Source organism: Nocardiopsis endophytica (genome assembly GCF_027706725.1).
Classification (GTDB): domain Bacteria; phylum Actinomycetota; class Actinomycetes; order Streptosporangiales; family Streptosporangiaceae; genus Nocardiopsis_A; species Nocardiopsis_A endophytica.
In genome coordinates this window covers 15,605-27,055 of the sequence record NZ_JAQFWQ010000096.1, presented here as the reverse complement: position 1 = coordinate 27,055, position 11,451 = coordinate 15,605, and the positions used below count along the sequence as shown (strand labels likewise).

Genomic DNA, 11,451 nt, shown 5'->3' with positions numbered 1-11,451 from the left:
CGACGCAAAAACCGCCCCGGTAGGGGCGGTTTTCCCGAGAGCAACGAGGGCACCGAGGGGCGCGGGTGGGCTTGGCGCCCACCCGGTCGCGTCGCCTGCCCGGACCGCCTGCGGCCCGCCGGACGGCGGGCGGGGCCGGGGAACCGCCCCGCTGTCGCCGTCGCTGCCGACTCCGGTGACCGCCCGCGCGCGGCGCGGCCGACGGCGCTGCCGCGAGGGCCGCCGACGTTCGTCGCCGCCCTCTGCTACATCGTCGCCGCCTTCCTCCAGGCCCCCTCGCCGAGGAGGCGCAGGCCGTTCAGGGCCACGATGACGGTCGACCCTTCATGGCCCGCCACCGCCAGGGGCATGGGCAGGTGGCCGAAGAGGTCCCACGCCACCAGGGCGGTGATGAACACCCCCGCGATCACGAGGTTCTGCACCACCAGGCGGCGCGCCCGGCGGGCCAGCGACGCCGCCGTGGCGACGGCCTCCAGCTCGTCGCGGACCACCACGGCGTCGGCCGTGCGCCGGGACAGGTCCGAGCCCGACCGCCCCATGGCCACGGCCGTGTGGGCCGCCGCCAGTGCGGGCGCGTCGTTCACCCCGTCGCCGATCATCATGACGCGGGCGCCGGCGTCCTCCATCGCCCGCACCCGGGCCACCTTGTCCTCGGGCAGCAGCCCGGCCTCGACCTCGGTGATCCCGGCCTCCTCGGCCGTGCGCCGCGCCGCGGCCGGGGCGTCCCCGGTGAGCAGCACCGGCGGCCGCCCGGTGCGGGCGGCCAGGGCCGCCACGGCCGCGGCGGCGCCGTCGCGCATCCGGTCGGCCAGGCCCAGCACCCCGGCGGGGCGGTCGCCGCGGAGCACGACCACGGCGGTCCGGCCCTGCGCCTCCAGTCTCTCGGCCTCCTCGCGCGCACGCTCGTGCGCGTCGTCGGCGGTGACAGTGCCGGGACCGCCGTCCGCCCGGCCGAGCAGCCGGGCGGGGCTTCCCACGGCCACCCGGTCGCCGCCGACGACGGCCCGCACCCCCTCCCCCGGGACGGAGGAGAAGTCGCGCGCCTCGGCGGGCTCCAGCCCCTCCTCCCGGGCCGCCGCGACCACGGCGCGGGCGATCGGGTGCTCACTGGGGCGTTCGGCGGCGGCCGCGAGGGCGAGCAGCGACGCCCGGTCCTCTCCGCCGAGCGGGAGCACGTCCGCCACGCGCGGCGCCCCTTCGGTGAGCGTGCCGGTCTTGTCGAGCGCGACCGCGTCGGCGGCGGCCAGGCGCTCCAGGGCCTCGGCCGACTTGACGAGCACGCCGTGGCGCCCGGCGTTGGCGATCGACGCCAGCAGGGGCGGCATGGTCGACAGCACCACCGCGCACGGCGAGGCGACGATCATGAAGGTCATCGCGCGCAGGAGCGCGGCGTCCAGCTCGGAGCCGAAGGCCAGCGGCACCGCGAACACCGCGATCGTGGCGGCGACCATGCCGATGCTGTAGCGCTGCTCGATGCGCTCGATGAAGCGGTGGGTGGGCGAGGTGGTCCGGGAGGCCTCCTCGACCATGGCGGCGATGCGGGCGACGACGGCGTCCCCGGCCTCGCGCTCCACGCGGACGGTCAGCGCGCCGGACCCGTTGAGGGTCCCGGCGTAGACCTCGTCGCCGGGCGCCTTGTCGGCGGGCAGCGGCTCGCCGGTGATGGTGGCCTGGTCGACCTCGCTGCGGCCGTCGATGACGCGCCCGTCCGCGCCGACCGCCTCACCGGGGCGGACCAGGACCGTGTCGCCCACGGCCAGGTCCTCGGCGGCGACGACCTCCTCCCGCCCGTCGTCCCCCAGGCGGGTGGCGGTGGCGGGGGCGAGGTCGAGCAGCCCGCGCACCGAGTCCTCGGTGCGGGCGGTCGCCACCGCCTCCAGGGCGCCGGAGACGGCGAAGATGACGATGAGCAGGGCGCCGTCCCCGGCCTGGCCCACGGCGGCGGCGCCGAGCGCGGCGACCACCATGAGCAGGTCGACGTCGAGGGTGCGCTCCTTGAGGGCCTTGAGGCCGGCCAGGGCGGGCTCCCAGCCTCCCAGCGCGTAGACGGCGGCGTAGAGCAGGCCTGTGAGCAGGGGCGGGCCGCCGAGCAGGTCGAGCGGCAGGGCGGTGAGGAACACCGCGAGCGCGGCGGCGGCCCAGCGCACTTCGGGCAGTTCCAGCAGGCGGGTGCGGTGGCGGCGCGGCGCGGCGGCGAGCTGGGCCGCCGGTTCGGGCGCGGTCGGGGCGGAGGTCGAAGGCATCGTCGGGCCTCGTGCGGTCGGGGCGGAGCGGGCCGGGCAGGGCGCCGCGGTCGGTCGGGGCGCCACTATACAGGAACATATGAACAAGTCTTCATTAGTTCATAGAAGTAGGATGGCGGTATGGGCCACGAACTCGCAACCCCCGCCCCCGCGGCCAGACCCGCCCTGGACGCGGCCGCCGCCGAGAAGGTGGCCGCCACCCTGCAGGCCCTGGGCACCCCGTCCCGCCTGCTGATCCTGTCCCGACTGCGGGAGGGGCCGCTGCCCGCCACCGAGCTGGCCGACGCGGTGGGCATGACGCAGTCGGCCTGCTCACACCAGCTCCGGCTGCTGCGCAACCTGGGATTGGTGACCGGCGAGCGCAAGGGGCGGTCGGTGGTGTACACGCTCTACGACCACCACGTGGCCCAACTCATCGACCAGGCGCTGAACCACGTCGAACACCTGCGCCTGGGCCTGCCCGACCGCCCCGGCGAAGAGGCGTAGCGGCGCAGGGAGTTCTCCGGCCTTCGGCGGTCCCGGTCTGTGCCTTGCCGCCGGAGGCCCCTTCCGAACATCGGGCCGGACATCCGGCGTGGTGAAGCGGTCGCCTCAGCAGGGATCAGGTGGTCACACCACCACGCCCCGGCGTGCCCGCCGGATCCGAAACCCGGCCCTCCCCGCCTTCGGAGTCCCGACCAGCGGCCAAGGCCCGCCGTCATCGGCGAGGCGGCCCGGCCCCCTCGGGGCCGGGCCGCCCGTCCGGCTCAGGGCTCCGCTACCGCGTCAGCCGCGCCAGTCGCCGGTGAACTCGGTCGAGCATCCGCCGCCCGAGGCCGTGCCCCTGCGGTTCTCGCCGGACTCCCAGGTCACCGTGCCGTCCGGGTCCTTCTTGATGTACTTGAACTCGAACTCCGCACCGGGCGGCAGGCCGACCGTCCCCTGCCACACCGGGTACACGGACTCGCCGGTCGCCAGCTCCAGCGCCCCGTCCGGGTCCCATCCGCCCAGCTCGTCGATGGATCCGGCGACGTACACGGTCTGCCCGTAGTCCGTCTCGACCCTCGGAGCGAAGGCGGCCTCCACCGTCGAGCACTCCCCCGGGTCGCCGGACCCGTCGTCGCCGGAGCCGTCGCCCTCCACCATCGCGCCGACGTGCAGGGCGACCGCCCCCTCGGCGGGGACCGCCACGTCCACGGAACCGCCCTCGACCTGCACGGTCGCACCGTCGCAGGCGCCGTCGGCGAACGTCCCGGACGCCACGTCGCAGTAAGTCCCGTCGGGCAGGGAGGTACTGAACCCGGCGGCCCACTCCTCCCCGGTCGCATTGAACGCCGCGAAGCCCGCGGACCCGCGCTCCAGCGCCGCCCGGCCCCGCTGAGAACCGTCGTCGAGCCAGGAGACCGCCTCGCCCGCCGTCGCGTTGGCGAAGGTCGGCATGGCGTTGAGCGCCCGGTGCTCGCACACCCAGGCCTCCTGCGAGCAGTCGGTGGCCGCGGTCGTGCCGTCGCCCGACATGGGCGGCCCCTGGTCGTTCGCTGTGTAGTCGTAGCTCGACATCACCTTGGGCGTGCCGTAGCCGTGCGCCAGCAGGAACGCCTGCGCCAGGTCGTAGCGGTCCCGGTCGGTGCGGTGCGTGAGGGTGGGCTCGTTGCGCTGGGTGTCGTGGTTGACGACGAAGGCCACCGCGCTGTCGGACTCCAGCGCGCCGTCCCCCACGCCCTTGGCGGCCTGCAGGTCGCCGTCGGCGAAGGCGTGGCCGATCCCGCGCTGGTAGTCGAACTCGGTCACGTCGCCGATGCCGGTGTACTCGTCCTCGCCGATGGCCGAGTCGGCGATGACCTCCTGGAAGACGTAGGGCGGCTCGTCCCACCCGGGCACGGTGCCGGGCAGCCCGCCCACGACGGCCTGCAGGTCCTCGGGCGGCATGTGCTTGGCGGCGTCGATCCGGAACCCGGCCACGCCCATCTCGACGAGCGAGGACAGGTAGGCGGTCAGGGTCTCGCGGACGTAGGCGTCGCCGGTCGCCAGGTCGCTCAGCCCGAGGAGCTCGCAGGTGCGCACCTCCCAGGGGTCGTTCCAGTCCTCGATGTCGCGGCCGCATTCGGCGGTGTTGAAGTCCTGCTCGGAGTAGCCGGAGGCGCCGTCGCCGAACAGGTCGGGGTAGGCGTACTTCTCGTACTCGGTCCCGGCGCTGCCCGGGCCGGAGCCGACCGAGCCGGTGCCGGTCATGTGGTTGACGACCGCGTCGACGTAGATCCGCACGCCGGCGCCGCGGCAGCGGTCGACCATGTCCTGGAAGTCGGCGGCGGTCCCGCGCCGGGTCTGGTCGAGGCGGTAGCTGACCGGCTGGTAGTCCTGCCACCAGGGGTAGCCCTCGCCTTCCAGGACGACGTGCTCCTGCGGCGGGGAGACCTGGACGGCGGCGTAGCCGTTGGGGCCCAGAAAGTCCTCGCATTCCTGGGCGACCGACTCCCAGCGCCATTGGAAGAGGTGGACGACGGGGCCGCCGTCGTCGGGGGCGGCGGCGGAGGCCGCGGTCGCCGCGGCGGGGGTCGCGGCAGGCGCGCCGCCGGGCTCGGAGCGCAGGACGAACGCGGCCATGAGGGCGCCGCCGATCAGCAGCGCCGCGGCCGCGGCCAGGGTTCTTCGGAGGGTGAGGGGCATGGAGCTCTCCTCGGGTGCGGGGGTGCGGGGGGAGCAGGCGGCCGCGCCCCACCGGAGAGGCGCGCCGCCCACGTAAGGTTCTTGCTAATTACGCAAGAACTTTCAGTGTGCGCTGCAACATAGCAGCAATCCGCGGTGTTGTGAACGGCCTCACACGCCCACGATGCCCTCGGCCGCACCCTCTCCCGCCACGGCCTGCAAGTTCTTGCGCCCGCTTTCCCGACCCCGTCGAGCCGCGCGGACCGCACCTCGCCGCCGGCGCGACGGCACCCTGCTGCTAGCGTTTCGAGCCGTCGGCCGCCCCCGCGGGGGTGTACAGGGAACCCGGTGCGAATCCGGGACTGACGCGCAGCGGTGAGGGGGACGGACGGGGCACGACGCCACTGGGACGCGCACGCGTCCCGGGAAGGCGCCCCGTCCGGACGAACCCGAGTCCGAAGACCCGGCCGACTCCGACGGCCGCCGCCCCGGCGGTCCGGAAGCACGTGTCCGCAGGCCCCGCGCATGGGCCCCACGCACGGAAAGGCCTCCGTGGCGACTGCACGCCCGGCGGGACGCCCCCGCCCGCCCATCCGCCCGTCCCCGTTCGCGCGCCTCCGGCCCGGCGCCGCCCGTCGAACCGGCGCCGCGCGCCGACCGCGCGTACCCGCCTCGGCCGCCCTGGCGGCGGCCGCCCTCGTCCTCTCCGGGTGCGCCCCCGGCCCGGGCGGGGCGGAGCCGGGCGCCGCGGCCCCCGGCTCTGCCGGGGCCGTCGAGAACTGCGGCAGGCAGGTCGAGGTGTCCGCCCCGCCGCAGCGGGCGGTCTCCCTCGACCAGGGCACCACCGAGATCCTGCTCTCCCTCGGACTGGCCGACCGCATGGTCGGCACGGCCAAGTGGACCGACCCTGTCATGGAGGGGCTGGAGGACGAAGAGGCGAAGGTACCGCGGCTGGCCGAGAACCTGCCCTCCTTCGAGAGCGTCCTCGGCGCCGAGCCCGACTTCGTCGCCGCGTCGTTCGCCTCGACCCTGGGCACCGGCGGCGTGGCCGAGCGGGACGACTTCGAGGAGCTGGGCGTGCCCACCTACCTCTCCCCCTCCGACTGCGAGGGCAAGGACAACTCCTCGGGCGGCGACGGGTCCCGTGAGCGGCCGCTGGAGATGGACACCGTCTACCGGGAGATCCGCGAGCTCGCCGCCCTGTTCGGCGTCCAGGGGCGCGGCGAGGAGCTGGTCGGCCGGCTCCAGGACCGGGTGGAGGCGGCCGCCGACAAGGCCGACGCCGACGGTGTGACGCTCATGTACTGGTTCTCCGACTCCCGGTCGCCCTACATGGCCGGGTGCTGCGGCGCCCCCGGGATCATCACCGGGGCCGTCGGCGCGGAGAACGCCCTCGACGACACCGCCGACGAGTGGCCCCAGGTCTCCTGGGAGACGGTCGCCGACCGCGACCCCGACCACCTGGTGCTCGGCGACCTGACCCGGGAGGCGCAGACCGCGGAGAGCGCCGGGGACAAGATCGCCTTCCTGGAGAGCGACCCGGTCACCAAGGAGATGGAGGCGGTGCGGGAGGAGCGCTACATCGTCGTGAGCGGCGCGGCGATGAACCCGTCGATCCGGACGGTGGAGGGCATCGAGCAGGTCGCCGAAGCGCTGTCGTCCGACGCCGCCGAGCCGTCCGCGTCCGCCTCCCCGTCGCCGTGAGGGCGGCCAGGGGCGCCGCCGCGGCGGCCCTCGGGATCGCCGTCCTGGCGCTGTCGGTCGCCGTCGCGGCGACCGTCGGCCCGGCGGGGATCACCGTGTCCGAGGCGGCGGCCGTGGCCTGGTCCCGGATCGGCGGCCCGCCGTCGGGCCTGACGCCGATCCGCGAGGGCATCGTGTGGGACCTGCGCCTGCCGCGCGCGCTGCTCGCCGCCGTGTGCGGGGCCGGGCTCGCGGTGTGCGGCGCGGTGCTGCAGTCGCTGCTGCGCAACCCGCTGGCCGACCCGTTCGTGCTGGGGGTGTCGTCGGGCGCGTCGACCGGCGCGGTCCTCGTCGTCGTCCTGGGGGCCGGAGGCGGGCTGCTGACGCTGTCGGGAGGCGCGTTCGCCGGCGCGTGCGTGTCGTTCGCCGCCGTGCTCCTGCTCAGCCGGTTGTCCGGGGGCACGACCGCCAAGGTGGTGCTGTCGGGTGTGGCCGTGATGCAGCTCTTCTCGGCGCTCACCTCCGTCATCGTGTTCTCGTCCGCGGACGCCGAGCAGACGCGCGGGGTGCTGTTCTGGCTGCTCGGGTCGCTCGGGGGCGCGCGGTGGGGTGATGTGTGGCCCTCCGCCCTCGCCTTGGTGGCCGTCGTCGCCGTGGCGGTGTCGCGCGCGCGGGAGCTGGACGCGTTCGCGTTCGGGGAGGACGCGGCGGCCGCGCTGGGGGTGGCCGTGGGGCGGGCGCGGCTGGTGCTGCTGACCGCCACCGCGCTCCTGACCGCGTGCCTGGTCAGCGCCGCCGGGGCGATCGGCTTCGTGGGCCTGGTCCTGCCGCACGCCGTCCGGGCCCTGACCGGTCCGGGCCACGTGCGCGTGCTGCCCGCGAGCGCGCTGGCCGGCGCGGTCTTCCTGGTGTGGGTCGACACGCTGGCCCGCACCGCGTTCGCCCCGCAGGAACTTCCCGTGGGGGTGGTGACGTCGCTGATCGGAGTGCCCGCGTTCATGTTCATCCTCTATCGGGGCCGACCGCGCGCGCAGGAGCGCCGCGTCGGGCTCGGCACACGGGTCGGGCGCTCGCCCGCGGGGCCGGACCGGGCGCTGGGCCGGTCTCGGCACACGCCGATGGGAGGTGCCCGGTGAGCCTGGTCGCGCGTGAGGTGTCGTGGGCGGTCGGCGGACGGCTGGTCGTCGACGGGGTGAGCCTCGCCCCCGAACCGGGGTCCGTCACCGGCCTCCTGGGGCCCAACGGGTCGGGGAAGTCGTCCCTGCTGCGGCTGCTGGCCGGGCTGCGGCCCGCGGCGTCCGGCGTGGTGGAGCTCGACGGTGTGCCGATGCCGCGCGTGGGGCGCAGGGAGGCGGCGCGCCGCATCGCGGTGGTCGAGCAGGACGCCTCGGCCGAGACCGACCTGACGGTCGCCGAGGTGGCGGGACTCGGCCGGATCCCGCACCGGAGCGGGTGGCCGTCGGCGTCCCGGGCCGACGACGACGCGGTCGCCCGCGCCCTGGATCGGGTCGGACTGGCCGACAGGGCCGGGGAACTGTGGCGCACGCTGTCGGGCGGGGAGCGCCAGCGCGCCCAGATCGCGCGGGCCCTCGCGCAGGAGCCGCGCGAGCTGCTGCTGGACGAGCCGACCAACCACCTGGACATCGCCCACCGGCTGGAGGTGCTGGACCTGGTGGCGCGTCTGGAGGTGACCGCGGTGGTGGCGCTGCACGACCTGAACCTGGCGGCGATGTTCTGCGACGGCCTGCTGGTCCTCAAGGAGGGCCGCCCGGTGGCCGCGGGCCCACCGGGCGAGGTGATCACCGAGGAGCTGATCGCCGACGTGTACGGCGTGCGGTCCGAGGTGGAACCCCGCGGCCCGGAAGGGAGGCCGTCCGTACGCTTCATCCCGGGAGCGCCCGCATGATCGGAGTCCTCGGACGCCGGAGGATCCCGTTGGACCGGAAACCGCAACGGAGTCACGGAGGCGCCCGGGGGCCTCCGGATTCCCGAGCGGGTGGGGCGCCTCGGATCACGGCCGTGTGCCCCGCGTCAATCGGCGGCGTTGTCCACACACGTGAGGTAGGCACTCATGAAGTGGTCGGTGAGCCCGTCGGCGCCGGGCTTGAACGCGGCCGCACCGAGGGCGTATCCCTTGGCCTTGTCGGCCATCCCTCCCAGAAGCCCCATCGACTTCTTCTCCTGCAGGCGGCCGTCGGCGTCGAAGTACCACTCGCGGTCCACGTGCTCGTACAGCGGCTCAGGCGGCACCTGCGGCACGATGTCGTTGTTGTTCACGTACCGGTGCGTGCGCCCCTTGAGAGCCCGGTCGTAGGCGTCGGCCAGGTCGCCGTCACAGGTGCGCGGCTGCCCGAAGGTGTAGACGCCGTCCGGCGACAGCGGCGAATCGTCGAAGTGGGCGCGCGCGGCGGCGAGCATCGCCAGGGCGCCGCCGAGGCTGTGTCCGGCGAACCACAGTGTCTGGCCGTTCGTCCTGAACTCCTCGACCGCTTCCCGGATCCGGGGGTAGACGGCCTCCAGGGCGGTGTGGAACCCCCAGTGCACCCTTCCCTTGCCGGACGGGTGGGCGACCATGGGGGCCTTGCCGTCGGAGAGCCAGTCGCAGATCTGGGCGGGCTCGGTGCCGCGGAAGGTGACGACGATCATGTCCTGGCTGGCCATGACGTAGGCCTGGGTGTGGTCCAGGGCGAAAGGCGGCGAGAAGTCGGCCTCGATGAACCGGAATCGGTCGAAGCCCCACTCGGCCGCCTGCCGACGGGCCTGTTCGGATTCCCCATAGGCGAGTTCCGCCGCGTAGGCCAGGCACCGGGCGTGTGCCGGACCGTGCTCAGTGGTGGTGTGGTCGAAGGAGACTGTGGTCATCGTGTGGCCCCCGCATGTGCTGGAAGACGGTCGCGACGCGCCGGACGCGCCCCCTTTGAACAGGCACGACGGCACCGCGCGGTGGTCGTGCCCCTCACCCGCGCTCGCGCAAACGAGAACAGCCCCGGAACCGCGCTCCTCCTGGTGCGGAATGCGACCATCAGGGAGCAGGAGGGCATTTCAGCAGGCGAAGCGGCCCCTGACGATCTGGGAACGAGGACCGGCCGAATCAGGGAGGCCACCGCGGCCGGCCCGGCCCCGCCGATCGGATTCGGCGAATCCGAGACGGAACGCCCCCCGTTTCGATCGCGTCCGCGCCGGGGGACGGCCAGTGGACCCGCCGTCGGCGTCCCCAGGTGAAGCACCGTCGACGAGGGCCCGGCCCGCCGGCCCACCGGGGGCCCATTGCCCTGTTCATCGCATCTGTCTAGGTTTGCTTGCGGTCGGGTGCCGACCGCGCACCGGCCGGACCGCCCCCGGACCGAGAGGTGCGTCTTGCGCAGACCGTCCCCCCGCCTCTGTGCCGCCGCGGCCGCCACAGCGGCCCTGCTCGCCGGCCCCCTCATCGCCCCCGCCCCCGCGGTGGCCGCCGCCCCGGTCGGCGCCCCCGCCTCCGACCGGGCCGATAGGGCCGACCGGTCGGCCGGAGACATCCTGGACCGCCTGCTCGCCGTCCCCGGCATGCGGCTCATCGAGGAGAAGCCCGCCGAGGACCACCGGTTCTTCGTCCTCGCCTACACCCAGCCGACCGACCACGGCGACCCCGGCTCCGGCACGTTCGAACAGCGCCTGACCGTGCTGCACCGGGGCACCGACCGCCCCACCGTCTACTCCACCTCCGGCTACGACCTGCCCGCGGACCCCGAGCCGTCGCGCTCGGAGCCGACCCGCATCGCCGACGCCAACCAGGTGTCGCTGGAGTACCGCTACTTCGGCGAATCGGTCCCCGACACCGGGACGGACTGGTCGGCCCTGAACACCGGGCAGGCCGCCGCCGACCAGCACCGGCTGTTCACCGCCCTCGAACCCCTCTACCCGGAGGAGTGGATCGCCACCGGAGGCAGCAAGGGCGGCATGACCGCGGTGTTCTACGAGCGCCTCTACCCCGGCGACATGGACGGGGTCGTCGCCTACGTCGCCCCCAACGACGCCGACCGGCCCGGGGACACGGCCTACGAGCGGATGCTGCAGCGCGTCGGCCCGCGCGAGTGCCGGGAGGCGCTGAAGGCGGTCCAGGCGGAGACCCTCGAGCGGCGCGAGGCGATGGTCGAGCGCTACGAGGAGTACGCCGAGGAGCACGACTCCACCTTCACGATCATGGGGTCGGCCGAGAAGGCGCTGGAGGCGGTCGTCCTCGACCTGCCGTGGGGCTTCTGGCAGTACGGCGACGCGGAGAACTGCGCGTCCGTGCCGTCGACCGACGTGTCGGACGACGAGCTGTGGACATGGCTGCACGAGGCGTACGGGTTCGCGTTCTTCACGGACCAGGTGCTGGGGCGGTACTCGCCGTACTACTACCAGGCCGGGACCGAGCTGGGTGACCCGCGCCCCCGGGCGCCGCACCTGAGGCACCTGCTCCGCTACCCCGACCTGGACGCGCGCGACCACGTGCCCGCCGAGGTGGAGATGGGCCCGTTCGACCCCGCCCTGACGGAGGGGACGGACCGGTGGGTGCGCAAGCGGGCGGAGAACATGCTGTTCGTGTACGGGGAGAACGACCCGTGGAGCGCGGAGCGCTTCCGCCCCGGCCGAAGGACCGAGGACAGCCACCTGTTCGAGGCCCCGGGGGCGAACCACTACGCGTCCATCACGTCGCTGACCGCGCAGGACGAGGCGGCGGCGACGGCGGCCGTGCTGCGGTACGCCGGGGTCGACGAGGAGGCGGACGGCGGGGCGATCGCGCCCTACGACGCCGAACTCGACGGGCGGGGCGAACGCGAACGCACCGAGGAGGAGGTCCTGCCGACATCGCTGCCGCGCCTGTGAGCCCGGGCGCCGCACCGCGCCCGCCGAACACCGCCCCTGCGGCGTTGATCCC

General features: G+C 74.6%; 8 protein-coding genes and 1 riboswitch. Of the genes, 5 read left to right on the top strand and 3 right to left on the bottom strand.

Going from position 1 to position 11,451, the window contains the following annotated elements:
* Positions 1–245 precede the first annotated feature (245 nt).
* A complete protein-coding gene (locus tag O4J56_RS25030; protein WP_270689145.1) occupies positions 246–2,243 on the bottom strand; it encodes a heavy metal translocating P-type ATPase in 1,998 nt (665 codons plus the stop codon).
* Positions 2,244–2,363: 120 nt separating this feature from the next.
* On the opposite strand from O4J56_RS25030, the gene O4J56_RS25025 reads away from it, so the two are divergent.
* Positions 2,364–2,729: an ArsR/SmtB family transcription factor gene (locus tag O4J56_RS25025; protein WP_270689144.1), complete on the top strand. Its 366-nt coding sequence runs from the start codon at positions 2,364–2,366 to the stop codon at positions 2,727–2,729.
* Between the two features lie 279 nt (positions 2,730–3,008).
* Here O4J56_RS25025 and O4J56_RS25020 read toward each other — a convergent pair whose 3' ends face one another.
* Positions 3,009–4,889: a carbohydrate-binding module family 20 domain-containing protein gene (locus tag O4J56_RS25020; protein ID WP_270689143.1), complete on the bottom strand. Its 1,881-nt coding sequence runs from the start codon at positions 4,887–4,889 to the stop codon at positions 3,009–3,011.
* 278 nt (positions 4,890–5,167) lie between these two features.
* Positions 5,168–5,353: riboswitch (cobalamin riboswitch) on the top strand.
* A 67-nt stretch (positions 5,354–5,420) separates the two neighbouring features.
* Here O4J56_RS25020 and O4J56_RS25015 point away from each other — a divergent pair.
* The 3 genes from O4J56_RS25015 to O4J56_RS25005 are packed head-to-tail and all read left to right on the top strand — an operon-like array spanning position 5,421 to position 8,457.
* Positions 5,421–6,572 (top strand): ABC transporter substrate-binding protein, encoded by a 1,152-nt coding sequence (locus O4J56_RS25015; RefSeq protein WP_408639168.1) that lies wholly within the window; start codon positions 5,421–5,423, stop codon positions 6,570–6,572.
* Complete coding sequence (locus tag O4J56_RS25010) at positions 6,569–7,687, top strand: FecCD family ABC transporter permease (protein WP_270689141.1); 1,119 nt, start codon at positions 6,569–6,571, stop codon at positions 7,685–7,687. The genes O4J56_RS25015 and O4J56_RS25010 overlap by 4 nt, the downstream gene beginning before the upstream one ends.
* Positions 7,684–8,457: an ABC transporter ATP-binding protein gene (locus O4J56_RS25005; protein WP_270689140.1), complete on the top strand. Its 774-nt coding sequence runs from the start codon at positions 7,684–7,686 to the stop codon at positions 8,455–8,457. The genes O4J56_RS25010 and O4J56_RS25005 overlap by 4 nt, the downstream gene beginning before the upstream one ends.
* A 125-nt stretch (positions 8,458–8,582) precedes the next feature.
* Here the strand turns inward: O4J56_RS25005 and O4J56_RS25000 are convergent, their stop codons facing one another.
* Positions 8,583–9,413 carry a lipase family protein gene (locus tag O4J56_RS25000; protein WP_270689139.1) on the bottom strand — a complete coding sequence of 277 codons (831 nt, stop codon included), beginning with the start codon at positions 9,411–9,413 and terminating at the stop codon, positions 8,583–8,585.
* Between the two features lie 495 nt (positions 9,414–9,908).
* Between O4J56_RS25000 and O4J56_RS24995 the strand changes: the two genes are divergently transcribed.
* Positions 9,909–11,399 (top strand): S28 family serine protease, encoded by a 1,491-nt coding sequence (locus O4J56_RS24995; RefSeq protein WP_270689138.1) that lies wholly within the window; start codon positions 9,909–9,911, stop codon positions 11,397–11,399.
* The last annotated feature ends 52 nt before the right edge of the window (positions 11,400–11,451 follow it).